Raw genomic sequence first — 26,101 nt, 5'->3', positions numbered from 1 at the left:
GGTCCGGCGGCCTCAGTCGGAGAACAGCAGGCGCGTGTAGTCCGGACGCAGCAGGACATTGTTGTCGTACACGCAGTACTCCACGGCCAGCCGCGGGGCCGCCGATCCCTCCCCGGAGCCCGACAGGTCTTCCACGGTGCGCGACAAGTCCTCGACCGATTCGAATCCGCGGGCCAGCGCGGAGCAGACGTCGTACGGGCTCCAGCGGGAACGGTCGTTCCAGTACCCGGCCAGGCCGATCTCCCGGAAAATCTCCTGCGTCCGCTTCAGGCGGGTGTTCACCACCAGGTCGACGAGCGACCGTGTGAGGTCTGCGAGAGCGGTGGTGTCTGCGGGCGCGGGTGCGGGCGCGGGTGCGGGTGTGGATGCGGGGGCGGCTGCGGGTGTGACTGCTGCGGGTGCTGCCTGGATGCGTCGGAGCAGCGTCTCCACGCCGTCCGCGAACGGCCGTACGAGCGTGCCGGAGTCCAGCGCGCGGGCCACAAAGGCGGGCCAGTCGCACGTCGCGCGGTAGGCCCGGGAGAGGAAGGTTTCCTCGATGTAGGCGAAGAACACGTCGACGGCCTGGTTGCCGCCCAGCTCCGCGACCAGCGCCGGCGGATAGCCGAAAGTGGGATAGAGCAGGTCGACCTCGTCCAGCCGGCCCTGCGGGCCCACGGAATAGGCGGAGTCGCCGGAATCCCCGATCACCCCGCCGCCGAGGTCGAACAGACGGGTCGCGCGCGTGATGAGGGAGTCGTCGAAGTGTTCGCCGAGACGCAGTTCGTTGACCGTACGCAGTGTGGTCGAGACGGTTTCGGCGGTGGCATAGGAATTGCCCAGGAACATGTCGAGGCGCCGGGGCGGTACGGGCTGTCCGCGGTCGCGCCGGAACTTCTCTTCCTCCTCCAGCCAGTACAGCTGGGCCTGTACGGCGTGCCGGGCCCGGTAAGGCACGCGCGTCTGCTTGAGATTGCCGTCGTGGTAGGAGGCGAACTGGTTCCAGCTGGGCTCGAAATGCGCTTCCAGCAGCATCCGGATCTCGTCGCGGTCCAGTGCCGGGTTGGGCAGCAGGTAGCAGGTCCAGCCCACGGGCTTGTCCCGGCCCTGGTTCAGCCTCCGCATCCGCTCGGCCATCGCGAAGAGCAGCGCATTGCTGCCGATGTTGATTTCCGAGCAGACCAGCCATATCCGGGTCACCCCGCGATCGGCCAGAAAGGTGATGTCGGACATCACCACGTCGAGGTCCCTGATGCGGTGCTGTCGGCCTTTGACCACCGGCTCGGTGCAGAAGTAGCAGCGGTACGGGCAGCCGCGCTGGATCTCGACCGGTACGTGAGCGGCCTCCGGACCGGTGAGCCGGTCCTTTCCGTAGAAGGCGAAGAGATCGTCCAGTACGGCATCGGAGTACTCGGTGTGATCCGCGGGCGGCTGAAATACCCGTGGGCCGAACGCGCAATCGTCGCCCACGGGGTACACGAGGTTGGCGATGTCCGCCGGATTCCGGTGTGCCAGGACATCGTCGAGACGGGCCATGACCTCATCCGGCTCGCCGACCACTCCGAAGTCCGGGCGCAGCCGCCGCATCAGCGCTCGCGGCTGCGTGGAGAACCCGAATCCGCCCACCATGACCGGCACATCCGTCAAAGAACGTAGCAGGACGACGAGTTCCTCGGTGTCGTCCACCGGCCAGTAGCTGTTGCGTACGACGTCCGGGGCTCCCGGCAGGTCGCTCTCAGCGTAGTTCCAGATGAAGATGGAGTCCACTTGACGCAGGTGGATCCCGATGACGCGTGGCCGCGTACGGTCCAGGGCCTGCCGCAGCACCTCTCTCCACCGGTGCTTCGGCGTGTGCAGCAGATCGAGCCGCTCGGTCGTCAGGCCGTGCCGTGCGGCGACCGCCGAGACCTGCACGAAGGCGTAAGGGTAGATGGGCAGCGCCGGATAGTTCGAGGCGCTGAGGAGCAGCACGTCCGTGGTGTTCCCCGGTCCAGTCGCCGGGTCGCCGACCGACATACGTCGCCGTCCTTCGAAACGCGGGGTGGCTCCGCCACGATGACCGCGCGGGGGATACCAGGCGTACCAAAGCGCGCGACCCCGTACAAGAGGCCGGACCTGTACCGCGCGTCCGCCTGCCGTGACCACCCGGCCTCCGAGCGTTTCCGTACCGCGCCCTGCTCGCGGAGTGTCCTTGACGGGGCTCCGCGAGCCATCACTATGGAGTCGAGTACGCATCGTCGCCCCCTCTGTTTCCGACTCTGTTTCCGACGCAGGAGTGGTGCATGGACTCGCCTGTCATCTCGGCGGACTCGCATGTCGTGGAGCCTGTGCGACTGTGGAGCGACCGGCTCGGGCGTGGCATCAGGGACAGGGCACCTCGTGTGCACTGGGACGCCGAACGCCATGGGTGGTTCTTCTCGTGCGACGGACTCCGGCCCGCGCTGATCAATTCCCTCTACGCGACGGACAAGTCGCCCGAAGAGTTCGCCGGAACCCTGGAGTCGGGCATCGAAGCGGCCCGACCCGGCGGCAATGATCCGGTGGCCCGGCTGAAGGACATGGCGCAGGACGGGGTTTCCGCCGAGGTCCTCTATCCGAGCCTGGCCATGAGCCTGTTCTGGCTGCGGGACGCCGTATTCCAGCGTGCGTGTTTCCGTGCCTACAACGACTGGCTGGCCGAGTTCGTGCAGCATGCCCCCGACCGGCTCGTCGGCCTGGGGCTGATCTCGCTGTGGGATGCCGGCGAAGCGGTCAAGGAGCTGAACCGGTGCCGGGCCATGGGCCTGAAAGGGGCCGCGATCTGGGCGTCTTCCGCACCGGAACGGGATTTCACGGGTGCGGCGAACGACCCCTTCTGGCGAGCGGCCCAGGAACTGGGAACACCGGTCTCCCTGCACTGCCTGACCGGGTACCGGGACAGCCCCAAACTGTTCGACTACAGCACACCACTGGGCCGGATACAGCGGAACATGGCGTACCCCGAGGAGATACAGCACTCGCTCACCGACGTGATCTTCTCCGGCGTACTGGAACGCTTTCCGCGCCTTCAGCTCGTCCTCGCGGAAAACGACATCGGCTGGGTCGGCTACCACCTGCTGCACGCCGACCGCATCCACGACAAGCTCGGCCCCGTCCTGAACACCACGCTCACCATGCCGCCCAGTGCGTACTTCCGCCGCCAGGTCCACACCACGTTCACCGACGACGAGATCGGCATCGCCACGATGCGCCTGCTCGGCGCGGGCAATTTCCTCTGGGGGAGTGACTACCCGCACTACGAGGGTAGTTGGCCGCATTCCCGGGATCTCGTCGCGCGGTCCTTCCGGGACGTTCCGGACGAGGACCGGCGCCAGGTGCTGCACGGGAACTGCGCACGACTCTACGGGCTCGATCCAGCATCGCCGACAGCCGAATGAGGGAGCCCGCATGGGCGAGCGGAGCACGCACCCCTGGTACCGGTTCATCGACGAGGACATCGAGAACAGGACGAGGGAAACCATCGGCTTCACCAACCTGATCGCTGACCGGCCCTACGCGCTGGACGCCAAGACACTTCAGGGGTTCGTCGAGCGCAATGCCCTGATCCGCACTTACCAGCGGATCACCCGCGACCTGTTCATGGCGAGCGTGCGCGGCGAAGCCGATCCCGCCGTCGCCGCGTCCTTGCTCACCGGTCAACCGCCCGAGCGGGGTATCGCCTATCACCGTGGCCTCACCGGGCGCCAGCTCGCCCTGCCGGTCTACTTCCGCACGGACGAGGCCGCCCCCGGAGCGATTGCCGAAATCCAGTGCATGGCCTCCGGCTGGGAGATTGCCGAGCAACTGCACAGCCTGTACCGGGAATTCCCCGCCGACTTCGGTGCTCCGGCCCACCCCTTCGGTTCGCTCATCGGCGGGCTCGCCGTATCCATGCACGACCGGCTGGGGCCGGAGCCCGTCGTGCATCACCTGACCAACAACGCCTCCCGGCCGCACGGGGTCCACTACATCGTGCAGCGGCTGCGCGAGGCGGGCATCCGGCACTTCGGCTGGGACCCGGTCGAGTGGAAGGACTGCAATTTCGTCCGAGCCCATGAGTTCTACGATCTGAGGTACAACGGGTTTTTCGACCAATGGATGGAGAAGTGCGAGAGGGGGGACCTCTTCTTCGACCATCCCCCGACCCCTCTGTACGACGCCAAGGTGGCCATGGCGTGGCCCTTCTGGGACAAGACCCGCGCGCATTACCCGGACGAGATCCGCGGGCTGTTCCCCCACACCGAGATCATCACCCCCGACGGCTTCCGCATGCCCGACGGAACCTGGATCAGCCTGGACGGCTACTGCACTCTGGGCCAGGGCAAACGCCTGTACTACCTGAAGTTCGGCAGCCACCACCCGACGCTCAACTGGGGCAGCCGGGCCGTGTACTTCTCCGGCAGCTTCACGGGGGTGGCCCTGCGGAAGCTCTTCGACCGCATCCTCGCCGACAGCGCGGCAGGGCACCTCTGGGTGGCGCAGGAGGCACGGATGCACCCTGAGCCGGCCACCGCGGTGACGAGGGAGGGAGAGGAGCTGAAGGCCGAGGCGTACACCAAGTTCAGTGCCTTCTACACCCCCGAGCGCCTGATCGGGGTGATGGTCATGCAGGAACGGTCCCGCAAGGTCCACGGCTCGGCGGAAACCGTGCTGAGCATCGCCTATTGACCAGGGAACAGGCAGCCGGAATCAGGAGGGGGCATGGCGGCAGCGGACGAGGCCTTCACCAGGATCGGCGTACGACGCGTCGCGGGGCGCATCGGGGCCGATATCGAAGGAGTGCATCTTGCCGAGCCGGTTGACGCCGAAACCATGGGCGAGATCCGCGCGGCGCTGCTGCGCCACAAGGTGATCTTCTTCCGGGGCCAGCACCTGAGCCACGCCGATCATGTGGCGTTCGGACGGCGTTTCGGTGAGCTGACCCGGCGTCCGGGGCGTAAACACGGAGCGCATCCGGAAGGCTTCCCGCAGATCCTCACCGTCGATCCGGACGTGGACGACACCCGGCACGGCCGGAGATTCGAGGAACGGCTGAAGCCGAAGTCGCTGCGGCACGACTCGGGCTGGCACACCGACCTGGCCGCCGCCGTCAATCCGCCGGCCATCTGCGTCCTACGGGCCGAGGTGGTGACCGAGTTCGGCGGTGACACCCAGTGGACCAACCTCGTGGCGGCCCACGAGGGCCTCTCCCGGCCGCTCCAGGAGCTGGTCGCCGGACTGCGGGCGGAGCACACCCTCTACGCCGCCTGCCAGTTGCTCCTGTCCGACACCGAGGACGTCGAGATCATCCGCAAGCTCACCGAGGACCCGCTCCTCTCCGTCCATCCACTGGTGCGCATCCATCCCGAGACGGGCGAGAAGGCTCTGTTCGCGCCGCCCGCGTCGGTGACCCACATCGTCGGGCTGCTGCCCTGGGAGAGCCGCCGCATCCTGGGGCTGCTCTTCGAGCACATCACGCGCCCGGAGTACACGCTGCGGCAGCGCTGGACGGCCGGTGACGTCGCCGTGTGGGACAACCGGGCCGTGGCGCACCTCCAGCCGTCCGACCTGGATCACACGGAATTCCGCCGGACCCTCTACCGGGTCACGGTCCTGGGCGACCGCCCCGTCGGGCCGGACGGCTTCCGTTCCGAAGCGGTGCACGGCGAGCCGCTCACCGCCTTCACCGGAAGCCCTGCCCGCTGAGAGGGGCGTACACCGATGTCCGTGCAGCGAGGCGTCTACTTCCTGGCCAATGACCGCGTCCGGGAGCTGGTCATCGTGTTCCTCAACAGCTTCAGAAGAAGCAACCCGGACATCGCGCTCTGCCTGATTCCGTTCGACGACGACTTCGAGGACGTCGCGTCGCTGCGGTTCCGGTACGACTTCTCGGTGTGGCAGGACCCCGAACCGCTGCGGCGGTGCGACGAATTCAGCCTCGCGTTCCACGGCCGGCCCCAGGGGCACTTCCGTAAGCTGGCAGCATGGGAAGGCGCATACGAGGAATTCGTCTACATCGACAGTGACACGGCCGTCCTGCGGAATATCGACTTCGTCTTCACCCACCTCGACGACTTCGGCTTCGTCGTCGCCACGTCCCATGTTCCGGGGCGCGCCTGGAAGGACAGCATCGGACAGGCCGGAAAGCTGACGCCGGAACAGTTCGAGTACGCGGCGAACACGGGGTTCGTCGCATCGAGAAAGGGCGCGCTGACGCTCTCCCGGATCGCCGACAGCCTGCCCGCGGCGCGGGAACTGGCCCCGCATATGAAGCTGGGGTACGAGCAGCCGCTGCTGAACTATCTGATGGTGACGTCAGGGCTGCCGTACACGAGCCTGCGCCGCCTGAGAGCGACGACGGGGGACCAGAGCATTCCCGGCGAGGTCTACGCCTGGACGCCGGGCGTCGTCGCGCGCGACGGCGAGGTGGTGGAACCTGCCTCGCCGCCGACGCTGCTGGTCCACTGGACGGAGCCCGTGAAGCCGACCCAGCCGGACAAGCGAGCCGTCCCCCTGTACGAACTCTGGCAGCACTACCGCAATCTCCCGGCACCACAGAGCCGGACACAGAGCCGGATACCGAGCCAGATGCAGAGCCGGATACAGAACCGGAGAGCCTGACGGGAGCCGGGTCAATGCCCGTGCGGTGCGGCGGCCTTGCCCGCCACGACGTACAACGACTGCCGATCGTCATGGCGGGGCGGGAATCCGGGATGCGCGGCGAGCAAATCCGCCTCGACGATCCGTTCCACCGGCCCGAAACCCGCCTGACCGAGGGCCCAGGACAGCAGCTCGAAGTCGAACAGATTCCGGTGCCTGCCCCTGGCCTGGAAGAGGTCGTTGATGAAGTGCTGGACCGGCACCCCGCCGAGGGTGTAATCCGGCCACCGCTGCCGCCGGTCTTCCATCAGCGCGCGCCCCCGGTCGTCCAGATACGCCGTGCACACCTTGGCCAGATCCGGGCACGACAGCCACACCCGGCCGCCGTCGGCGCAGATCCGGTGCAGGTCCCGCAGGAGCGGTAGCAACTGCTCACGCAGGTCGAGGTGTTCCACGACGTGCTGCATGACGATGGCGTCGGACGAGTTGTCCGGGAAAGGCAGTCGGCCCGCCGCCAGATCGATATCGCATTCCGACCCCGACACATCGCAGTTCAACCACCCCGGAACGCGGCGGTCGCCACAGCCGAGATGCAGTTTCCGGGAATGCGCGGGAACCCTTCGGAACCGTTGGCCCAGGCGCGCCCGGAGCCGGATCATGTCGTGCCCGACAAGTGCCACGGTCCGCTGGTCGCGTAGCAGTTTTCGCGCTGTCCAGGCCAGCATGCGATCACCGATTCCCGAGGTGTCATGAGGCGTTCAGAGGTGTCATGAGGCGTTCAGCGGATCGAGGGCCGTAGCCATTGTTCCCCGTCCGCCCATTCATCGGTCCATTCCTGTGGAGGCGCACATGAGAGCGGTGGTCCTGACCGGTGCCGGAAGGTGCGACGTCATCGAGCGCGACGAGCCGGCGGGCGGGCCGGGGGAGATCGTGGTCGACATCAGCGTGAGTGTGATCAGTCCCGGAACCGAGCGGGCCGTCCTCCTGGACCTGCCGACCGCGGACGCCCGGTTCCCCGAATACCCCGGCTACATGGCCGCGGGCGCCGTACGGGCGCCGTCCTCACTGCCGGGCGGCACGCGGGTCGCGGTGCGCCGGGCCCGTCACGGCGACGTCGCCGCCGTACCCGCCGCCTGCGTACGCGCCGTGCCCGATCACGTGCCGCTGCTGGACGCCGCCGTCTGGCAACTGGCCCTCACCGCGCTGCACGGCCTGGAACGCGGAGCCCAGTGCCCCGGAGAGCCGGTCACCGTGATCGGAGGCGGTCTGCTCGGCGTGATCACCCGTAGGCTCGCGGCGGCCCGGGGAGCGCCGGAGGTGCGGGCGGTCGCCGGTTCCGCGGCGAAGGCATGGGCCGCGGAGACCGAGCCGGCCACCACCTTCCTCTCCACCGGCACGGTCGGCGGCGGCACCCCACTCGTCCTGGACGTGACCGGCAGCGGCGCCGGGCTGCACACCGCCGTCGCGGCTGCCGCGGACGGCGGCCGGGTGGTCCTGCTCGGCTCGCCCCGGAGCGACTTGGCCGACGTTCCGCTGCGGCAGCTCTACGACCGGCGGCTGGACCTGCGCGGCGCACATGTCTCCCGCGTGGGCACGGAGGAGGAGAACCGGCTCGGCAATGTGTTCTTCGAGCTGCTCGCGCGGGGCCTGTTCACCGTGCGGGACGTACTGGCCGAGTACCCGGCGACGGAGGCCCCGGCGGTCTACCGACGGCTGGCCACCGACCGCACCCTGGTCAGCGCCGCCCTGCGCTGGGGCCCTGACCCGCCGCCCGGATCCTCCGCCGCTTCCACCGGTACGGCGCCGGAGTCCGGGCCGAGCGGCCCCGTACCGCGGCAGGCACCGGCCACCGCCGCATCTCCCCGGCGCACTCCGGTCCCGTCCCCGCTGCGTTTCGGGCTGATCGGCTGCGGTGACATCGGGATCGAGGACGCCAGAGCCCTGGCGGATGCCGAGGGGGCCTGCCTCACGGCGTGTCACGATCCGGTCCGGCAGCTGGCCGAGGACACGGTGGCGCGGTACGGCGGCACCCACGAGCAGGCCCTCGGACGGCTGATGGCGCGCCGGGACGTGGACGCGGTGATCATCGCCACGCCGCACGACACCCACGAGCCGCTGCTCGCCGCCGCGCTCGCGGCCGGTAAGCATGTGCTGCTGGAAAAGCCCCTCGCACAGGACCTGACCACGGCACGACGGATGGCGTCGGCCGCTGCCGGTGCCGGTGGCCTGACGACCGGTGTGCTGTTCCCGACGCGGACGGATCCGCGCTTTCTGCGGGCCCGCGAGACGATCGGGGCCGGAGCCATCGGTGTGCCGCTCGGCGTATCGGCCCACTACCTCGTGGACAGGTCCGCGGACTACTTCCGCGGCGGCCTCAGCGGACGGTCCCCCTCCACATGGCGGCTGTCGAAGGCACGCTCCGGCGGCGGATTCCTGATCATGAACCTGATCCACCAGATCGACACGGTCCGCGCGCTGCTCGGCCGCGAGGCCGACCGGGTGTACGCCGAGACCGCGACGTCCCCCTTGGCCGACGCCCCGGACATCGAGGACGCGGTGACGCTGGTCATCCGGTTCGGGCGGGTGATCGCCACGCTGACCGGTGCGTCCCGCGTGGTCGGCGGGGACGGGCAGCACATCCGGGTCTGGGGAGACCAGGGGCACCTTCAGGTGCTGCCCCGGTACGCGGTCACCCACCGGCGGCGGGAAGCCGCCCCGGCCCCGGGAGCGAGGAGGCACCCCGCCCCGCCGGAGGCCGCCCCCGCGAAGCCGACGGCCATCGACCTGCGGGCCTGGGCCTTCACCGGATTCGCGAGGTCCGTACGCGAGGGAGCGCCCGTCGACGTCAGCCTCCACGACGCGCTGCGGACCCAGGCGGTGGTCGAAGCGGCGTACGCCTCGGCCCGGTCCGGCCGGGCGACCGTCCCCGTACTCCCCACCACCGAAGGCGGGCCATGAACGCATGGTGGCGGATCACCATCGGCCCGGACGGCGCCCCCGCGCTGCCCGCCGAGGCGGAACCGGACGAGGTGTACTTCGTCGAAGGCACCACCGAGGCGGCGACGTGGGGACGTGGCTACTCCGCACCCTGCGCCGACGAGACCGCCGCACACGCCTGGGCTGCCACCGCGCACGCCGCAGCCCAGGCCGCGTACGAAGCAGGCGCAACAGCGGCCGTCGTGGGCGAGGGGGCGCTCGCCGCACTCATCCGGCGGGCGCTCCCGCTCCGCAGCGCGCTCCCGGACGCTCCGCCCGACGTCGTCCTGGAGACCACCGGGACCGGCGCGGGGATCACGCGGGCCCTGCGCACGGTACGCACGGGAGGCCACGTGATCCTCGCCGTCCGCCCGCTGGAGCCGACCACCCCGGTCGCCACCTGCCACGACGTGCACCGGCGCGAGATACGCGTGACGTCCGTCCCGTGGCGCGGCGGGCACCCGCGGACGGCACCGGCGCACCTCGTCTCCTGGGCGCTGGCCCACCTCGTCTCCGCGCCACCGGGGCAGCCGACGCCACCGGGGCTCTGGCACCGCCTGGCAGGAGGTCCCGTACCGCCTCATGTCCGGCTCAGCGAGCACCTCGACCGCCGGTCTAGGGAAGGTCCGGACAGGCTCCTTCTCCCGGCGCCGGTACGGCGTCGTGCCGCGCGGCGGGGAAGCTGCCGACCGGGGTGAGGCCGTACTGGGCGGCCTGCGCTTCGAACATCCCCCGGTACAGGCCACCGGGGCGGCGCATGAGGTCCGCGTGGCGCCCGTGTTCGGCGATGCGCCCGTCATCGAGGACGTAGATGTGGTCGGCCGTGGCGGTGGCGGCGAGCCGGTGGGTGATCAGCACCACTCCGGTGCCGCTGTCGGCCAGCGTCCGCAACTGCTCGAAGGCGGTGATCTCCGCGTGCGGATCGAGCGCCGACGTCGGCTCGTCGACCAGCAGGAACGGGGCTCCGCGGTAGCGGCTTCGCGCGTTTCCCAGCTTCTGCCACTGCCCGCCCGAGAGCTGGACCCCGCGCTCGTACCCCTTCACGACGATGGAGTCCCACCCGTGCGGCAGCCCCTCGATCAGGAGGTCCACGTCGGCGGCCCGCGCCGCCTCTTTCACGCAGGTCATGTCGCGGGGGAGATCACCGGCTCCGATGGCGACGTTGGTGGCGGCCGACATCTCCCAGTTGGGGAAGTTCTGCGCCAGCAGCCCGATGGCCCGGAAGACCTGCGCCCGGTCGGCCTCGCTCACCTCCACCCGCTCCCCGCCGGCCCCGTGCCACCACACCGTCCCGCTGCCGGGCAGCAGCAGCCCGGCCAGCACCTTGGCCAGCGTGGACTTGCCCGAACCGTTCGCGCCGACCAGCGCCGTCACCGCACCACGCCGTACCGACAGGTCCACCCCCTTGAGCGAGGGCGCCGCCGCGCCCGGATAGGTGAAGGAGACGCCGTGCACCTCGATCGCCCGCACCCGTGCGGGCAGGGGCGTACCCGACCGCGGAATGGCGTGCCGGGCGGCCAGTTCGGTGGCGGCCTCGGTGTCGGCGAGTCGCAGTATCTCCGCGTACATGCGGTTGATCTGCTGCACCAGCGAGGTGAGCCGGGCGGTGGAGGTGCGGATGGCGACCACCGCGGTGCCGCCGACGGCCAGCGGCAGTCCGCCGCTGGTCAGCAGCCACCACAGCACGCCGTAGCAGCCCAGCGACGCCAGGCCGGAGAAGGAGCCGGCGAACAGGTCGGTGTGGGCCTGGGCGCGGGCCAGGCGCCGCTGTTCGCACTCCATCAGCCCGGACATCTGCCGGTATCCGCGCAGCAGCAGGGCGCCCGCGCCGTGCGCCCGGATCTCTCCCGCGGCACTCGGCTGCGTCAGGTACTGCAGCAGCGTGGCCACCGCGCGCTGGTGGTCGACCCAGTGCCGCCGTGAGGTGTGTTCGCGGCGCGCCGACTGCACCGCCCCCCAGCCCTTGGGCAGGGCGATCGTCAGCAGCATCGGCAGCAGCGCCCAGTGCAGCAGGGCCAGTACGACGGCCGACGCCACCATGCCGATCAGTACGTTGGCCACCCCCACCGACAGGCCGAGCATGCGCCGCGCCGAGTCGGTGCCGAACTTCCCGGCCTCCAGGTGCCGCTGCACCTCCGGCCGCTCGGTCGCCACGACCTCCACCCGGGTGACCGACGCGTAGTACCGGAGCGAGACGGTCCGTTCGACCTGCGGCTCCAGCCGCCCGGCCATCGCCGTCGACCACGCCGACAACAGAGCCGCTGCGGCCGAGACGAGGGCCAGCACCAGGAGCGCGGGCAGCGACTGCCGCAGCTTGTCTCCGGTCGGGCCGGTGGCGAACAGCTCGTTGAGCACCCCGTTGACCGCCACCAGCCCTACCGCGCCCGTCACGCCCTGCCCGGCCTGCGCGAGGACCAGGCCTGCCAGCGCCCGTGGATCGGCGGCCCGCCCGGCCCGCAGCACCACGACCACCATGCGTGGCAGCGCGGCGGCCATCTGCCCGAAAGCCATGTGTGTCAGGGCGCGCTCGTGCTTGCTGCCGGACCCGTCGAAGCGCAGCCGTCCCCCGAAGAGTTCCTGTTCCGCGGCGGAGACGGCCGAGGCCCGGTCCGCTGTCCTCCGCCCCGGCTTCATACCGCGCGCCTGCGCGCGAGCGTGGCCGGTGAGGAGCGGTTCGGGCCGGCGGCGTGCGGTTCGGCCGGGGCAGGGCCGTATGCGGGAAGAAGGCAGGGGGTCACGGTGTCCTCCGGACGGACGCAGGGGGTACCGGCGCCCTGAGAACGGCCGCCACCAGGAGTCCGTTACGGGTGTTTTGCGAGCAAAAGGCCACCTGTCCCCCCGCACGGTGAGGGGCCATGGTGGGACCGGCCCGGCACCCTCCTGCCGAATACGGGCGGGGGAGCCCGGAGCGGCGTTCCGCGAAACCTTCGGCAACCGGGGCACGGGTCCCCAGAGCAGGAGTCAGTCGCCCCGGGCCCCGGATCTGCCCGGCAGACGCTGCACCCTCTGGGTGCGCCCCGCGATCCAGCCGGCCATCGCCCGCACGCCGATGCCGATGGCCCGCTCGTCCTGGGCGAAGTCGGGATAGTGCGGGTACGGGCGCTCGGCGCTCTGCTGCGCGTATCGGCCGAGGCGGGACTCCAGGCACGGTACGACGCGGCACTCGCGCGACTGTCCACCCGGACGTGAACCGTGGCCTCGCCGCTGCCGGCCGCCCCCGGCCGGCGTCGCGGGGGAGGGGCTGGGGATCACGTTGCCGCCGCTGCGGGCGGCAGAGCCGGTGGCCTGCCCCAGGCCCGCCGATTTCGGCGGCTGCAGCGCGCTGACCGCGCCTGCTCCAGCCCGGATCCGGCACGGACCCGGCGTGCAGCAGGGAGCGCCGCGGTCATCGGGGCGCAGCCCAGTCTGGAACCGCTCGGATGAGGTGCGGCATCCGGTCAAAGGCGGCAGGCGACGTCGGCAGTCAGAGGCAGGTCCTACCTGTGCGCGGGCGACGACCGCTGCGGGAGGCGGCGGACGAAGTCCAACAGCAGGGCACAGAACGCAGCAGGCTGTTCCAGCGGCGCGAGGTGTCCTGCGGCGGGGATGACGACGGTCCGACCCGCATCGAGGTCGCGGACCAGACCCTCGCCGCCCTCGTGGAAGTCGGGCATGTCGCGCTCGCCGACGCCGACCAGAGCAGGCACGCCCCTGAGCGTGCGCAGCGCCGCCGAGCCCGTGCCGAGGGGATCCGCCGCCTGCGATGGTTCGCCGTGGGCGAGCTGTTCGGTCAGCTGGCGGCGGAGCATGCGGGCGGCGTGGGTGCGTACCTCCTCGGTCGCCCTGGCCGAGGTCCACGCCTCGACGCCGGCTGTCACGGCTGCGTCCAGGTCGTCGGCGGCGAGCGCCGTCCGTTCGGCGTCCCAGGCGGCTTGCAGACGTGGGGAGGCCGGCTGGTCGTGGGGCCGGTACCCGACGAGCACCAGACCCTCGATCCGCTCGGGTGCCGTGACGGCGGCCTGGAGCGCCACCAGGGCGCCGAGGGAGTTCCCGGCCAGGACGAAGCGGTCGGCCCCGAGGTGGTCGAGCGTGTCGAGTACATCCGTCCAGGGAGCCGCCTCGTGGTCGTCGGGCACGAGCGCGTCGCCGTGGCCGGGCAGGTCCAGGGCGATGGCCCGCACGCCCGCATCGGCGAGCAGGGGAAGGTGGGCGCCCCACATGGTGCGGTCGGTGGGACGGGCGTGCAGCAGGACGACGGGGCGGCCTCGGCCCGCCTCATCAAAGGGCAGCAACATGGCAGGCATCTTTCTTCGACAGGAACAGGGGTGTGGGACGGAAGCGGGAAAACAGCTGGCTAACGGTGCGAAGGGCGGTGCGAAGGAGCGGGAGGCCTGCCTGGCTGGGGCGGCTATCACGCGGTGGCGGTCAGTTCGTCGGTCTCCGCGTCGCTCAGCCGCAGGGTCGCCGCCGTCAGGTTCTCCTCCAGGTGCGCGACTTTGGAGGTACGGGGATGGGCATGACGACTTCGGAGCGGGCCAGCAGCCAGGCCGGCGCCACCTGCGACGGCGCGGCGTGGTGGGCGGCCGAGATCAGGTCGACCGGTCCACCGGGGCGGGCGAGCTCGCCCCGGCTCTCTCGTAGGTACCGGCGGCGTCGTACCAAGACGCGGTCATGCTTGACATTCTCTGGTGGCAGGGGTCCGCTCCGGCGAGGCCGCTTCCCGCTCGGACAGCGGGCCGAGCAGGGCCAGGGCGTCGGCGCTGGCGCTGCCGGGTTCCGCGCTGTAGACGGACAGGTGCTGTCCGGGGGCGCTGGTGACGGCCAGAGCCTCGAAGTGCAGACGTATCTCCCCCACCTGCGGGTGGCGGAAGTGCTTGTCCTCGTGCGTACGGGGACGGACCTCGTAGCGTGCCCACAGGCCCGTGAACGCGGGGCTGCGTACGCTCAGCTCGCCCACGACCCGCTCGATCCGCTCGTCCCGCGGGAACTGCGAGGAGGATGCCCGCAGGTTGCCCACCGCGATCCGCGCCGCGCGGTCCCAGTCGGCGTAGAACTCGCACGCGAAGGGATCGAGGAAGATCATCCGCAGCAGGTTGTCGTACCGGGCGAAACCGCTGTACAGCTCCGTCGCCATCGCATTGGCCGCCAGCACGTCCTGCGCCGCCCCGACCACGAAAGCCGGAACCTCGCGCATGCCGTCCATCAGTCTCAGCAACTCCGGAGCGACGGTCGTCACGGCAGCCGCCGTCCCGAACACCGACCGGCCCAGCCGGAAGAGATGGGTGGTCGCCGCGCCGTCCAGCCGCAGTGCCGCGGCGATCGCCCGCAGCATCTGCTCGGACGGGTGCCGCTCACGGCCCTGCTCCAGCCGGATGTAGTAATCGGTGCTCACCCCGGCCAGCAGCGCCACCTCATCGCGCCGCAGCCCCGGCACCCGGCGGGGCGCGTCATCGGGCAGTCCGACATCCGCCGGCGTGACCGCCGCCCGACGGGCGCGCAGGTAGTCACCAAGTTCGTTCTCGCTTTCCATGCCGTCACACTAAAGCTCTCGCACGCCTCGGGGCGTGGGTGCGCTGCACCCCCCTGGTGTGGCAGTCAGCCCAGCAGTCACGGGTAGCCGCAGCGCACCCTCCCACGCCTATGGCTGCCCCCGTAGCGTCGGTGCCCCGACCGGGCACCGCGCCGCCGACCGCACACCGGTGCCCTTTCCCGCCGTCCTCTCCCAGGCAGGTCGAGGAAGCCGCCACGGCGGCTGTCCGCAGGCCCTCCCTCTCAGAACCGGAGCTCTTTCATGCCCGAAGCATTCGCCAGTGCTGTCATCCCGGCCCGGGTCACCACGGTGTGGCGCGTGGTCCGCGACTTCGGGGGCCTGGCCATCTGGCAGCCGGCCGTCGCAGGCTGTGTCCTGGCGGATCCGGAAGCACCCGACCGCGTCGGAGGCGTCCGCACTCTGTCCATGGCCGACGGGGAGACCGTGGTCGAGTCCCTCCTGGCACTGGACGACCACGCGCGGTCCCTGACCTATGGCATCGTCAGCTCTCCGTACCCTGTGCACTCCTACCGGGCCGTCATGCGGGTTGTGCCTCTTACCGCCACCGATGAGACGTTCGTCGATTGGTCGGTGCACTTCGACTGCGACCGATCCGACACCGACGAGCTGACGAAAACCTTCCGGACCGGCATCCTCACAGCCGGACTGCGCGGCCTGGCCGGTCACTGTGGCACGCTGTGATCGTGCAGGGTACTGACCAGGCGTAATACGGTGCTCCGGCTAACGGACATGCACGGGTCGCCCAGAGGCACTCACGAAGGCCTTGGTGCTCATCGACCGTCACACGCAGCGACAGCGTCACAGAAGTTGAGCCAGAACCCGAACTCACCGACATCGATCACAGATGCGGCGTACGCAGCGGCGTCCGAAGCCGTCGACAAACGACGCCTGTTCAGAGTGCGCAGTTTTCCGTGCGATACAGCGCTCTTCGCAGCGAACGCGCCGCGCGGTTCATCACGACCACGGCCATCGCCCGCACGGGACGAACCGTGAGGCGAATCCAATGGAGCGGGAATCGGGGACTCCGGCTCTGCCCCGCATCATCTTCAGAAATTTCGACCGCTGTCCAGGTGGGCTGGAAGCCCTTCCATGTAATGCATTTTTGACACGCCCCAAAGTTGGCCAGTTCGTTTCGCTCACCACGGGGAACCCGGGTCACTCGACGCCCGGTGGGCGCAGCTCTTCCCGTCGGCCCCGGCCGAAGAGAGGGGTAACTCCCACCTGTTATGAGACGGCGGCAATTACCATGCCTCCGTACGGCCCTCCGGTCCTCCGCCGGCCACCGCGCTTCGGGCATCGTGGCCCTGATCAGGGCGCCGATGCCACAGCGCCACCACGCCGCGCACCGCGCTCGTCCGCGCCCGGCCGTGACGGCCGCCGGTGAATTGGCCGAAATCCTCCCCTCCGGTGTGTCGAATTCGAAAGACGGTCCCTCGCGCGCACCGCCGGGCGCGCGAGGTCCGTTCGGCCGACTGGCTCGATCCGGTCGCACGGAGCTCTGCCGTGCCGCAACTGGAGAAGGCCGGAGAACTCCGTGAAGAGCAGGGTTTTGCTGTGCCTGATGTGGCGCCTTCTTAAGGACAAGTGGAATTCCGGTGCGGTGTTCCTGGCCTTCGGCGGGGCGCCGCACTTAGTCTCGGATACCGAAGGCGAATCGCCTGATCATCCCCAATTTCCTCGGCGTCGACTGCTGTCCTCCTTGGAAAGTCGCCGAAGTATGCGTGCCGTTGCCGAACAGCGGCACGAAGCATCTGTTTTCGTGAAGGGAGCGTACTCGCCATGGTCAATTCCCCCTCCGTCACGCCCTCGGACCTCGTCGAAGAACTCGCGGCACGACGCGCGAAGGAGCCGGTGGGCAACGCGCTGCTGGACGCCGCCGCCGACGGCCGCCTGCCCGGCGACGCGTTCCACCGCCTGGTCGGTACGGAGGCCCAGGCGCACACGGCCGAACTCGCCGCGTACGGAACGGCGCTGGCCCGGTTCCCGCGCAGCCCGGCGGCCGACCTGTTCATCCGGCTCGCCCGGCTGGTGTACGACGCGCAGCCCAAACTCCAGGAGTGCGCGCGGGCGCTCGGCCTCACCGACGTGCACGGCCGCCGCTGGCCGCCGGAGCGCACCGCTTACGCGTTCAACGGCACCCTGAGCTGGCTGGCCGCGCAGGGCAGCCAGGCCGCGTTCGCCCTGGCCGTCCACACCGACATGCAGGTGTATTTCCCCGGATGCGCCGAACTGGTCCGGCGCGTACGGGCGACGGACATCGACGTTCCGCAGGCATTCCTCACCTACTACGAGGACGAGGCGCCGGAGGAACTGACCCGTCTGGCCCTGGACGTGGTGCAGGACGGGCTCGACCGAGGTGACGACCCGCAGGACGCGGTGTTCTGCGCCCGGCTGCTGGAGGAGTCCATCGGCGACTTCTGGCGCGCGGCCGCCGGGCCCCGCTGAGGAGCGTTCAAAGACCGCACGCACCGACCGTACCCACCGACCGAAAAGGAGGCACCATGCGGGTCGGCATCGCCGGAGCGGGAGCCGCCGGGCTGGCCACCGCCTGGCTGCTGGACGGAGTCCACGACGTACTGCTGCTGGAGGCACGCGAGGACATCGGAGGAAACCTGCGGTCGGTGCACCCGCCCGGCCGCACCGGGGCGCCCGCCGCTCTGGACCTCGGCGTGCAGGAGGTCCCTCTGCACCTCGCCGGCCTGACGCGGCGGCTGGCCGATGCCATCGGCCTGGACGGTACGCAGTGGACGGAGGTGCCCGCCGACCGCACCATCGTCTGCGACGGAGCGGCCGGGCCACGGCGCGCCGACGGCACAGGAGTCGCGCGCCGCACCACCGGGGAAGTATCGGCCCAGGCAGCGAAGTTGCTGGCGGCGCACGCCGCCTCCTGGCAGCGGGACGGCCTTGCCTGGACCGTCCGGCTGGAGGAGGTGGTGGAACCCTGGGACCTGCCGCGGCACGTCAAGGACACGGCGGTGTACGCCCTGCCGGCCTCCGTGTTCGGCTGCACCCTGCACGACGCCCGGCGCCTGTCCGCCCGTGCCGTCGGAGCGTTCTACGCCGATCCCGGGGACGGCGCCGATGCCCGCACGTACCGGCTCGGCGGTGGAATGCAGGCGCTGGCCTGGCAGTTGGCCCGCCGGTGCCGGTCGGTCCGGCTGCTGCCCGGGACCGCCTTGCGCCGGGTACGCCGTACGGCAGGCCGACTGGAGATGATCGACGCGCACGGAGCGCGGCACGCGGTGGACGCCGTGGTCCTGGCCCTGCCCGCCGAAGCGGCGCGGTGCGTGCTCGGCTCCCTCGGCGGGGCCGGCCGGACCCAGGCGCTGCTGAGCGCGTACACCTACCACGACCTGCTCTACGGCGTGCACGAAGATCCCTGCTACCTGCCCGCCGAACGGGACCGCTGGTCGCCGTCGACCGTCACGGTGCACGGCCCGTGGGCGGAGACCACGACGTGGCGGGACCGGCCCGACGGAGACCTGTTCGTCAGCCAGCTCACCCACCGCGACACCTTGCCGCGCACCGTCCTCGCCACAACGGCGTTCCGGACGCCGCAGCCGACCCCGGAAATGCTCTCCGCCCAGGCCGAGCTGCTGTCACTCCAGGGTGACGGCGGCGTGCACTTCGCCGGTCACCTCACCACCCAGGTCGACGACCTGGACAGCGTCCTGGCGTCCGCCGTCGCGGTCGCCCGCCGACTCGCGCCCCACAGCCCGCGCCTGGCCCACCTCGCAGACCCCATCGGAAAGGAAGCGCAGTGAACGAGCCCGTCTTCCACGACCAGCGCACCCACGTCGCCGACCTGGTGATCCCGTGCGTGGACGTAGCCGCCGGACGCACCACCGAACCGAGCCGCATCAAGGGCCTCGACGACCCCGGCGACGTCGCGGCCGTCGTCGGGACGTACGCGAACGGCGCCGCCCGCAAGGTGTTCCTCGACGTCTTCGACCCGTGGGACGCCGCCGACGCCTACCTCCCGGCGCTGCTGCGCAGGCTCAAACAGACCGGCGTGCACCTGCTGGTGTCCGTCGGACACGGGCAGCTGCCGTCCCTCCTGCACGCCGGCGGCCTCTTCGAGGCCGGCGCGGACGTACTGTCCGTGAGCACCGGCCTGATCGAGGAGCCGGGCACCGTCGAAGCCGCCGTCCGGGAGTTCGGCGCCGAACGGCTCATGGGCGTCATCAACTGCCGCCGGACCGGCCCCGGGCAGTGGGGCGCCTACACCCACGACGGCGAGGAGGACGCCGGTACCGGCGCCGTCGACGTGGCCCGGCAACTGGCCGACCTGGACGTCGGAGCCATCCTCGCCAACAGCATCGACCGCGAAGGCACCGGCCGGGGCTTCGACCTCGACCTGTTCCACGCCATCGCCACCGCCTCGCGGCTGCCGGTCATCGCCTCCGGCGGCTGCGGCGACCTCGACCACCTGCACGAAGCCCTCAACGCCGGTGACACGACGTACGTCCTGGTCAACAACATGCTGCACAAGGGACAGCACAGCATGGAGGAGGTCCGCGACCACCTGCTGGCCCACTCCTCCTTCGCCACGGACCGATGAGGACCGCGACGATGCGCCAGGTGGTGTTCGACCGGTACGGCGATCCCGCCGAGGTGCTGCTCCTCCGGCAGCGGCCGGTGCCGGAGCCGGGGCCGGGAGAAGTCCGCGTACGGATGCGAGCCAGCCCCGTGAACCCCTCCGACCTGCTGCTGGTGCAGGGGCGTTACGGGCGGCCCGCATCCTTGTCTCCCGGCCTTCCCCCGGACGGAAGCACCCCGGCGTCGCCGGTGGGCTTCGAAGGGGTGGGCACGGTCGACGCCGCGGGCCCCGGCACGCCGTACACGGCAGGCACCCGCGTGGCGGTTTCCGCGCTGGGCACCTGGTCCGAGTACCTCACCACGGACGCGGACGACATCCTGCCGGTGCCCGACGGCCTCACCGACGCCGCGGCCTGCCAGCTGACGATCAACCCGGTCACCGCCCGCCTCCTCCTCGACGACCTGGGCCTGGCGGAGGGGGAGCTGATCCTGCTCACCGCCGCCGCATCCACCGTCGCCCGTATGGTGATCCAGCTCGCCGCCCGGCGCGGCCTGCGCTGTCTGTGCGTGGTGCGCGACAAGCGCCACCGGCACTCCCTGATGGCAGCGGGCGCGGAAGCGGTACTCGTCCAGGACACGGAGCGCCTCGGGCAGCAACTGGCCGCACTCGCCGAGGGACAGGGCATCGCAGCCGTTCTCGATGCCGTGGGCGGCCCCGTCGGGACGCACGCCCTGCGGTCCCTGCGCGACGGCGGCCGGTTCATCAGTTACGGCCTGCTGTCCGGCGAGCCCCTCACCGTCGCACCGGAGGAACTGCTCTTCCGCAACCTGACCATGACCGGCTTCTGGCTGCCCGAACGCCTCGGCCGGCTGCCCGCCGCCCACACCGGCCGGCTGATGCGGGACGTCACCGAGCAACTGCTCCTCGGCCGGCTCACCGTACCCGCCGTCGAGCACTTCGACCTCGCCGACGCGGCGAGCGCCGTGCGCTGCGCCCTGCGTCCCGGCCACCCGGGGAAAGCCGTGCTGACCAGCTGACGGGGAGCCCCCGGCCCGCAGGGCGCCCTGCCGTAAGGGCATGGCGAGCGAGGGGTACCGGTCATTCCTGAGCGGTCACCATGACCGTTCATTCCCGAGCGGTCACGGCGCCGCCGGAACCGGCGGATTCCAGGTCCGCCAGATACGCGGCGGCCTGCTTCGCCTCGGCGGCTCCGATGTGCTGGTACGTACCGACCGCTTCCCGGAGGTTGGCCAGCGCCGTCTCGCGTTCGCCGATGCGCGTCTGGCAGCGGGCCGTGCCTTCGAGCACGCGCGCCTCGTTCAGCGGGCGCCGCACCTGGCGCGCGAGGCACAGGGCCCGCTGGTACACGGCGAGTGCTTCCCGTGGCCCGGTGGTCTCGGCCAGGAGCGCGCCCGTGCTGGTCAGCACCTCGGTTTCGCCTTGGCGGTCGCCGAGGTCGTGGAACAGGGGCAGGGCCTGCCGGAACAGCCCGGCCGCGGCCCGGTGGTCCCCGGCCGCCTGGAGTACGCGGCCCAGGCCGTTGCGGGCGTTGGCCTCTCCCTGACGGTCGCCGAGGTCCTGGAACAGGCTCAGGGAGCGCCGGTAGAGCTCGGCGGCTGCCCGGTGGTCGCCGGTCATGTTCCGTACGCGGCCGAGGCCGTTGAGGGCGTACGCCTCCCCCCGGCGGTTGCCGAGGTCCCGGAACAGGACCGACGCCCGCTGATGCAACCAGGCCGCGGCCCGGTAGCCGCCGGTCGTCTGCCGTACCCAGCCGAGCCCGTTCAGGGTGTTGGCTTCCCCTTGGGGGTCACCCAGGCCGCGGAACAGCGGCAGAGCCCGCTGGTACAGCTCGCCCGCTGCCGGGTAGTCCCCGGTCATGTAGCGCACGCGGCCCAGGTCTCCGAGGACGTTGGCTTCCCCCTGCCGGTTGCCCAGGCCGTGGAAGAGCGCCAGAGCCTGCTCGTACAGTTCCGCCGCGGTCCGGTAGTCACCGCTCGCCTGCCGTATCCAGCCCAGATCGTGGAGGGCGTCGGCCTGCCCGAGGCGGTCGCCGCCGCGCTCAGCGGCGACGGCGGCGCGCTGGTGGAGCTGGGCGGCCTGCTGCCACGGGCCGTCCTGGCGGAGGAAGACGGCCAGCGCGGCGGTCAGGCGGACGACGCGCGGCCACTGGCCGTTGACGGCGGCGTGGTCGAGGCAGGCGAGAAGGTTGGCACGCTCGGTGCGCATCCAGGCCACGGCGGCGTCCCGCGAGGACAGGACGGGTGCGGTCGCGGGCAGCGGGCCGGAGAGCGGCCCCTTGGGGCGGGTGAAGCGGGCCAGATGGCGGTCGGCGGCCTCGACGGTGACCTGGTAGTGGTCCAGGAGCCGTGCGACGGACCCCGCCTCGTCGTCGGCCGGGGCGTCGCGGGCGAGGGCGCGGGCGAATGCGCGCAGGAGGTCGTGGAGGCGGTAACGGCCGGGGGAGGGCTCGTCGATCAAATGGTCCGTGTACAGCGCTTCCAGCGCACGCCGGGCCGCGGCCGGCGGGACGGCATCGAGGGCAGCGGCGGCGTGGGCGTCGACGTCCAGGCCGGGGTGCAGGCCCAGGCGGCGGAAGAGACGCTGCCGGTCGGGCGGCAGGTCCTGGTAGGACATCGCGAAGGCGGCGGTGACGGCGCGGTCACCTGCGACGAGTTCGCCGAGCCGGTCCCTCGCGAGCGCGAAGTCCGTGGCGAGCTGGGTGACGGTCCAGGAGGGGTGATGGGCGAGGCGGCCGGCGAGCAGGACGAGGGCCAGGGGCAGGCAGCCGCACAGCCGCGTGATCTCGGCGACCGCCGCTGCTTCCGCGCCGGTGGCGGTGCGCCGCGCGAGCCGGGTGAACAGCAGCGCGGCTTCGCCGGGCGGCAGGGTGTCGAGGGGCAGGGGCAGCGCCCCGTCCAGGGCGATCAGCCGACGGCGACTGGTGACGAGTGTCAGACACGGTCCGCTGCCGGGCAGCAGCGGCGCGATCTGCGCGTATTCGGCGGCGTCGTCCAGGATCAGCAGCAGCTTCTTGCCGCTGAGCCGGTCCCGCCACAGACGGCTGCGCCCCTCCAGGGTCGGAGGCATGTGCTGGGGCAGCACCTCCAGGTCCGTCAGGACCGTGTCGAGAACGTGGAACGGGTCGGCGGGGAGCTGACCGGGCGTATGGCCGTGCAGGTCGACGAACTGCTGCCCGTCGGGAAAACGCTCGGCGAGCAGGTGCGCGGCCCGGGTGACCAGCGCGGTCTTGCCCACTCCCGGCATGCCGTCCACGGTGTGGACGGCCACCACCCGGGCCGGCCCGGCGGCGTCGAGGAGGCGTTGCAGTTCGGCGTCGCGGCCGGTGAAACCGGCCACGTCCCGCGGCAAGGTGTGCAGGACGGCCGGCGGGTCGGGGGGAGCACCGGCGTACGTGGTGCGGTATTGGGTGAGGTCCCCGCCCGCCTGGTTCACCTCGCTGCCGAACTCGGCACGCGCGTCCTGCCGGACGACGGCGGGACGCGGCTCTTCACCGCTCATGGGGGCGGAGCCTGATGGATCGTCAGGTCGCGGCCGCTCTGGTTGACCTGGCTGCGGCCTTCGGCCCGCGCGCTCTGTACGAGGGTGCGCACGCGGGTCCGTTCGGCCGCGGGCAGCGCCGGGGCGAGATGCTCGTCCACCAGCCGCCGCAGGTCACCGGCGAGAGCCGGGTCCTGGTCGAGCAGGTCCTGCAGGCGCAGGCGCCAGCTGCCGACGAGGGCCTGCTCGCGGTCGGCTTCCCCTCGTTCGCGGGCGGTCAGGACGGTCGACCGCGCCGTACGGAGTGCGGTGGCGATGGTCTCGTCCTGCTCGGGACGTATCCGGTGCCACAGTGCCAGCGTCGCGTCGCGGGCCTGCTGCCAGCCGTCGGTGACCATCGCTCCCACCAGGGCACTCGCGGCTGCCAGTGTGATCGGGTCCATGGCACACCCCCTGCGGGAGTCCGGGGCGGGCAACCAGCTTACGGCGCCTGCCCGTACAGGGCGCGGCTGCGGACGGCCCGCCCGCCCCGGCCCGCGCCCCGGTCCTCCCGGACATGACCAAGGTGCCGGAGGAGAGCTAACCTGCGGACTTGTGACCAGGGTGCACCAGCTCGCCGGCGCGGCCGGTTCGACCGCGTTGGAGACGACGTCCGCGGCGTACTACGCGTCGATCGCCGAGGCCGAGGAGAGCCGCGACGGCACCGTACGGCACCGGCTGCGCCCCGAGGTCGGTGACGGCACCATCGAGGTGACGTCGTTGCGGAGCGGGTTCGAAATCGTCCGTTACGACGTCGCGTTCGCCGGTGGGCACCAGGTCGGGTTCACCTTCCCCGGCGACCACTTCGAGCTGGAGCACTGCGTCGACGGGCGCATGCACATCAGCGAGGCCACCGCCGGTGCCGGTGACCTGCACGCCCGGTCGGTGGCGCTGAGCCCCCGGGGCGCCATCGACGGCGTCGTCGTACACGGTGCCGGCGAGCGGTACCGGGCGGTGTCGGTCACCGGGTCCTGGTCCGGGCTGGAGTCCTACCTCGCGGGTCTCGGCGCGGGCGCCCTGCCGGCCACCGGGCCGGAGGACGTCGCACGCGAGCGGTATCTGGGCCGGTCCGCCGCACTGCGCCCGGCGGCCGGTCCCCTGGAGGAGATCTTCACGCACCGGCGCTCGTCGCCGGGGCGCCTGCTGTTCATGGAATCGCGGCTGGTGGCGGCGCTGGCCGCGCTGGTCGACGGCCTCACGGCCGCCGTGCCGTCCGCGGACGCCCGGGACCTCGCCGCCCCGGCGTTGGACGAGCACGAGGTGGCCGCGTTGCACCGGGTGCCCGAACTCCTCTGGCGGGAGCGTCACACACCGCCGACGCTGGCCGACCTGGCCCGCGTGTCGTCGATGTCGGTCCGGCGTCTGACCACCGGCTTCCGCGCCCTGTACGGGACATCGGTGATGGAACACCACCGCCGCCACTGCCTCGACCGGGCCGCGGCGCTGCTCGTCGAGACCGACTGGCCGGTGGCCCGGATCGCTCACGAGGTCGGCTACGCCTCGGCCGGCAATTTCGGCTACGCGTTCCGGCGCGACCGCGGCACCTCTCCCGCCCGCTTCCGGCGCGCGCACTCCTGACCGCAGGCGGGAAGACCCCCGGCGGGAAGCACCGCGCTCCACATTCCCGGGACCGGCGCTCCACACCGCGGCGCGCGCCCGGCGCCGACGATGGGTTCCGAAAGCAGGCACCCTCGGATGGAGACCGATGACCGTCAGCGTCGAATCCGCGCCCCCCAGGACCGGAACCGGACTTCTCATCATGGTCCTCGGCGGACTCTCGGCGGTATCGCCGTTCGCCATCGACATGTACGCCCCCGGCTTCCCGGAGATCGTCACCTCGTTCGGGACCTCGAAAACGGCCGTCCAGCTCTCCCTGACGGCCTGCCTCATCGGACTCGCCGCCGGGCAGATCGTGCTCGGCCCGGTCAGTGACGCGGTGGGGCGGCGGCGCCTGCTCCTGGCCGGTACGGGCATGTTCAGCGTGCTGTCCCTGGTCTGCGCGTGCGCACCGTCCATCGCCGTGTTCGACGTGGCCCGGCTGCTGCAGGGAGCCGCCGGAGGCGCGGGGATCGTCATCGGGCGGGCGGTCGTCAGCGACCGGTTCACCGGCACCCACGCCGCCCGCCGGCTCACCACGCTGAGTGTGATCGGGTCGACCGCGCCGGTGCTGGCGCCGGTGGCCGGCGGCCTCCTGCTCGGTGTGGGCTCGTGGCGCCTGGTGTTCGTGGCGCTGGCGGTGACCGGTCTGTTGCTGCTGGCCGCGGTCTGGGCGTGGGTTCCGGAGTCGCTGCCCGTCGAGCGGCGGCGGCCCGGCGGCCTGCGGGCCGTGCTCGCCGCGATGGGAGGGCTGCTGCGCCGTCGCGAACTGGTCGGCTATCTGCTGGTCATGGGATGCGGGCTGGCCGCCCTGTTCGCCTACATCACCGGCTCGCCCTTCGTCTTCGAGGGCACCTACGGCCTGTCGCCCACCGGGTACAGCCTCGTCTTCGCCGCGAACGCCGTCGGCACCGTGGTGGCCGGGACGGTCTTCGGCCGGCTGGCCGGGCGCGTACGTCTCAACTCCCTGCTCGCCGTCGGTGTGGCCATCACCGTGGTTTCCCTGAGCACGCTGGTGACCTTGCTGGCCGTCGGCATCAGTACGTTTCCCACCACCTGGGCCTGCCTGTTCGGCCTGACAACCGGGTTCGGGCTGCTGCTGCCCGCGTCGATCACCATCATCCTCGCGGTCGGCAGCGACGCGCCGGGCGCCGCTTCCGGAATGCTCGGCGGCGCCCAGTTCGTGCTGGGCGCCGCGGCCGCACCGCTGCCCGGCGTACTGGGGAACACCACGGCCATGTCGACGGCCGTCGTGGTGCTGGGCTGCGTCCTGCTGTCCGCGGTCGCCCTGATCACCCTCGCCCGGCCGTGGCAGGGCCACGGCGAGCCGGAGGAACAGCCGTGAG

The 26,101-nt window shown here is 71.3% G+C and carries 20 protein-coding genes; 12 read left to right on the top strand and 8 right to left on the bottom strand.

Translation table 11 applies throughout. The features are described from left to right. Nucleotides 1–12 precede the first annotated feature (12 nt). On the bottom strand, nt 13–1,995 hold the full coding sequence (locus tag A6A06_RS32805; RefSeq protein WP_073766431.1) for a B12-binding domain-containing radical SAM protein: 1,983 nt from the start codon (nt 1,993–1,995) through the stop codon (nt 13–15). Nucleotides 1,996–2,261: 266 nt separating this feature from the next. On the opposite strand from A6A06_RS32805, the gene A6A06_RS32800 reads away from it, so the two are divergent. Genes A6A06_RS32800 through A6A06_RS32785 form a run of 4 tightly spaced genes read left to right on the top strand, consistent with a single transcriptional unit; the run spans nt 2,262 to nt 6,597 of the window. Continuing rightward, nucleotides 2,262–3,395 carry an amidohydrolase family protein gene (locus tag A6A06_RS32800; protein ID WP_073766429.1) on the top strand — a complete coding sequence of 378 codons (1,134 nt, stop codon included), beginning with the start codon at nt 2,262–2,264 and terminating at the stop codon, nt 3,393–3,395. Nucleotides 3,396–3,405: 10 nt separating this feature from the next. Beyond that, the gene (locus A6A06_RS32795; protein WP_073766427.1) at nt 3,406–4,665 is read left to right on the top strand and encodes a hypothetical protein; all 1,260 of its coding nucleotides are present in this window, start codon (nt 3,406–3,408) and stop codon (nt 4,663–4,665) included. 33 nt (nt 4,666–4,698) lie between these two features. Continuing rightward, nucleotides 4,699–5,682, top strand: a complete 984-nt coding sequence (locus A6A06_RS32790; protein WP_073766425.1) for a TauD/TfdA dioxygenase family protein — start codon at nt 4,699–4,701, stop codon at nt 5,680–5,682. Between the two features lie 15 nt (nt 5,683–5,697). Beyond that, nucleotides 5,698–6,597 (top strand): hypothetical protein, encoded by a 900-nt coding sequence (locus tag A6A06_RS32785; RefSeq protein WP_073766424.1) that lies wholly within the window; start codon nt 5,698–5,700, stop codon nt 6,595–6,597. 11 nt (nt 6,598–6,608) lie between these two features. Here the strand turns inward: A6A06_RS32785 and A6A06_RS32780 are convergent, their stop codons facing one another. Further along, nucleotides 6,609–7,301, bottom strand: a complete 693-nt coding sequence (locus A6A06_RS32780) for a class I SAM-dependent methyltransferase (protein ID WP_073766423.1) — start codon at nt 7,299–7,301, stop codon at nt 6,609–6,611. Nucleotides 7,302–7,425: 124 nt separating this feature from the next. On the opposite strand from A6A06_RS32780, the gene A6A06_RS32775 reads away from it, so the two are divergent. Further along, entirely contained in the window at nt 7,426–9,534 is a 2,109-nt protein-coding gene (locus A6A06_RS32775) for a Gfo/Idh/MocA family protein (protein ID WP_079194519.1), read from the top strand. A 633-nt stretch (nt 9,535–10,167) separates the two neighbouring features. Here the strand turns inward: A6A06_RS32775 and A6A06_RS32765 are convergent. The 4 genes from A6A06_RS32765 to A6A06_RS32755 form a co-directional block, all read right to left on the bottom strand. Continuing rightward, nucleotides 10,168–12,186, bottom strand: coding sequence for an ATP-binding cassette domain-containing protein (locus tag A6A06_RS32765; RefSeq protein ID WP_073766420.1), 2,019 nt, complete (start codon nt 12,184–12,186; stop codon nt 10,168–10,170). A 327-nt stretch (nt 12,187–12,513) separates the two neighbouring features. After that, the gene (locus tag A6A06_RS44060) at nt 12,514–12,804 is read right to left on the bottom strand and encodes a hypothetical protein (RefSeq protein ID WP_079194518.1); all 291 of its coding nucleotides are present in this window, start codon (nt 12,802–12,804) and stop codon (nt 12,514–12,516) included. A 224-nt stretch (nt 12,805–13,028) separates the two neighbouring features. Then, on the bottom strand, nt 13,029–13,826 hold the full coding sequence (locus tag A6A06_RS32760; protein WP_073766419.1) for an alpha/beta fold hydrolase: 798 nt from the start codon (nt 13,824–13,826) through the stop codon (nt 13,029–13,031). Nucleotides 13,827–14,200: 374 nt separating this feature from the next. Next, on the bottom strand, nt 14,201–15,061 hold the full coding sequence (locus A6A06_RS32755) for a helix-turn-helix domain-containing protein (protein WP_073766418.1): 861 nt from the start codon (nt 15,059–15,061) through the stop codon (nt 14,201–14,203). Nucleotides 15,062–15,322: 261 nt separating this feature from the next. Here A6A06_RS32755 and A6A06_RS32750 point away from each other — a divergent pair, with 261 nt between their 5' ends. The 5 genes from A6A06_RS32750 to A6A06_RS32730 all read left to right on the top strand — a co-directional run bounded on the left by A6A06_RS32750 (nt 15,323) and on the right by A6A06_RS32730 (nt 20,659). Next, nucleotides 15,323–15,763, top strand: a complete 441-nt coding sequence (locus A6A06_RS32750) for an SRPBCC family protein (RefSeq protein ID WP_073766417.1) — start codon at nt 15,323–15,325, stop codon at nt 15,761–15,763. A 1,098-nt stretch (nt 15,764–16,861) separates the two neighbouring features. Then, the gene (locus tag A6A06_RS32745) at nt 16,862–17,527 is read left to right on the top strand and encodes a hypothetical protein (protein ID WP_073766416.1); all 666 of its coding nucleotides are present in this window, start codon (nt 16,862–16,864) and stop codon (nt 17,525–17,527) included. Nucleotides 17,528–17,583: 56 nt separating this feature from the next. Next, on the top strand, nt 17,584–18,846 hold the full coding sequence (locus A6A06_RS32740) for an FAD-dependent oxidoreductase (protein WP_073766415.1): 1,263 nt from the start codon (nt 17,584–17,586) through the stop codon (nt 18,844–18,846). Beyond that, nucleotides 18,843–19,643 carry a HisA/HisF-related TIM barrel protein gene (locus A6A06_RS32735; protein WP_073766414.1) on the top strand — a complete coding sequence of 267 codons (801 nt, stop codon included), beginning with the start codon at nt 18,843–18,845 and terminating at the stop codon, nt 19,641–19,643. The genes A6A06_RS32740 and A6A06_RS32735 overlap by 4 nt, the downstream gene beginning before the upstream one ends. A gap of 11 nt (nt 19,644–19,654) precedes the next feature. After that, a complete protein-coding gene (locus A6A06_RS32730; RefSeq protein WP_073766413.1) occupies nt 19,655–20,659 on the top strand; it encodes a zinc-dependent alcohol dehydrogenase family protein in 1,005 nt (334 codons plus the stop codon). 88 nt (nt 20,660–20,747) lie between these two features. Here the strand turns inward: A6A06_RS32730 and A6A06_RS32725 are convergent, their stop codons facing one another. Together A6A06_RS32725 and A6A06_RS32720 are read right to left on the bottom strand one after the other, a co-directional pair. Next, entirely contained in the window at nt 20,748–23,141 is a 2,394-nt protein-coding gene (locus A6A06_RS32725) for an ATP-binding protein (protein WP_073766412.1), read from the bottom strand. Then, on the bottom strand, nt 23,138–23,563 hold the full coding sequence (locus tag A6A06_RS32720; RefSeq protein WP_073766411.1) for a hypothetical protein: 426 nt from the start codon (nt 23,561–23,563) through the stop codon (nt 23,138–23,140). The genes A6A06_RS32725 and A6A06_RS32720 overlap by 4 nt, the downstream gene beginning before the upstream one ends. A gap of 151 nt (nt 23,564–23,714) precedes the next feature. Between A6A06_RS32720 and A6A06_RS32715 the strand changes: the two genes are divergently transcribed. Next, the gene (locus tag A6A06_RS32715; protein ID WP_073766410.1) at nt 23,715–24,737 is read left to right on the top strand and encodes a helix-turn-helix transcriptional regulator; all 1,023 of its coding nucleotides are present in this window, start codon (nt 23,715–23,717) and stop codon (nt 24,735–24,737) included. A 127-nt stretch (nt 24,738–24,864) separates the two neighbouring features. Continuing rightward, entirely contained in the window at nt 24,865–26,100 is a 1,236-nt protein-coding gene (locus A6A06_RS32710; protein ID WP_073766409.1) for a multidrug effflux MFS transporter, read from the top strand. Nucleotide 26,101 lies beyond the last annotated feature (1 nt).

This window comes from Streptomyces sp. CB02923, from assembly GCF_001905005.1.
Taxonomy (GTDB): domain Bacteria; phylum Actinomycetota; class Actinomycetes; order Streptomycetales; family Streptomycetaceae; genus Streptomyces.
Note: the sequence above shows the minus strand (reverse complement) of the source record. Positions and strands in the feature narration are given on the sequence as shown.

Excerpts from the sequence above, each read along its gene's own strand:
- A6A06_RS32745 (WP_073766416.1), top strand. The coding sequence starts at position 16,862 with ATGGTCAATTCCCCCTCCGTCACGCCCTCGGACCTCGTCGAAGAACTC.
- A6A06_RS32795 (WP_073766427.1), top strand. The coding sequence starts at position 3,406 with ATGGGCGAGCGGAGCACGCACCCCTGGTACCGGTTCATCGACGAGGAC.
- A6A06_RS32775 (WP_079194519.1), top strand. The coding sequence starts at position 7,426 with ATGAGAGCGGTGGTCCTGACCGGTGCCGGAAGGTGCGACGTCATCGAG.
- A6A06_RS32750 (WP_073766417.1), top strand. The coding sequence starts at position 15,323 with ATGCCCGAAGCATTCGCCAGTGCTGTCATCCCGGCCCGGGTCACCACG.
- A6A06_RS32780 (WP_073766423.1), bottom strand. The coding sequence starts at position 7,301 with ATGCTGGCCTGGACAGCGCGAAAACTGCTACGCGACCAGCGGACCGTG.
- A6A06_RS32760 (WP_073766419.1), bottom strand. The coding sequence starts at position 13,826 with ATGTTGCTGCCCTTTGATGAGGCGGGCCGAGGCCGCCCCGTCGTCCTG.
- A6A06_RS32725 (WP_073766412.1), bottom strand. The coding sequence starts at position 23,141 with ATGAGCGGTGAAGAGCCGCGTCCCGCCGTCGTCCGGCAGGACGCGCGT.
- A6A06_RS32720 (WP_073766411.1), bottom strand. The coding sequence starts at position 23,563 with ATGGACCCGATCACACTGGCAGCCGCGAGTGCCCTGGTGGGAGCGATG.
- A6A06_RS32740 (WP_073766415.1), top strand. The coding sequence starts at position 17,584 with ATGCGGGTCGGCATCGCCGGAGCGGGAGCCGCCGGGCTGGCCACCGCC.
- A6A06_RS32800 (WP_073766429.1), top strand. The coding sequence starts at position 2,262 with ATGGACTCGCCTGTCATCTCGGCGGACTCGCATGTCGTGGAGCCTGTG.
- A6A06_RS32765 (WP_073766420.1), bottom strand. The coding sequence starts at position 12,186 with ATGAAGCCGGGGCGGAGGACAGCGGACCGGGCCTCGGCCGTCTCCGCC.
- A6A06_RS32710 (WP_073766409.1), top strand. The coding sequence starts at position 24,865 with ATGACCGTCAGCGTCGAATCCGCGCCCCCCAGGACCGGAACCGGACTT.
- A6A06_RS32755 (WP_073766418.1), bottom strand. The coding sequence starts at position 15,061 with ATGGAAAGCGAGAACGAACTTGGTGACTACCTGCGCGCCCGTCGGGCG.
- A6A06_RS32805 (WP_073766431.1), bottom strand. The coding sequence starts at position 1,995 with ATGTCGGTCGGCGACCCGGCGACTGGACCGGGGAACACCACGGACGTG.
- A6A06_RS32790 (WP_073766425.1), top strand. The coding sequence starts at position 4,699 with ATGGCGGCAGCGGACGAGGCCTTCACCAGGATCGGCGTACGACGCGTC.
- A6A06_RS32730 (WP_073766413.1), top strand. The coding sequence starts at position 19,655 with ATGCGCCAGGTGGTGTTCGACCGGTACGGCGATCCCGCCGAGGTGCTG.
- A6A06_RS32785 (WP_073766424.1), top strand. The coding sequence starts at position 5,698 with ATGTCCGTGCAGCGAGGCGTCTACTTCCTGGCCAATGACCGCGTCCGG.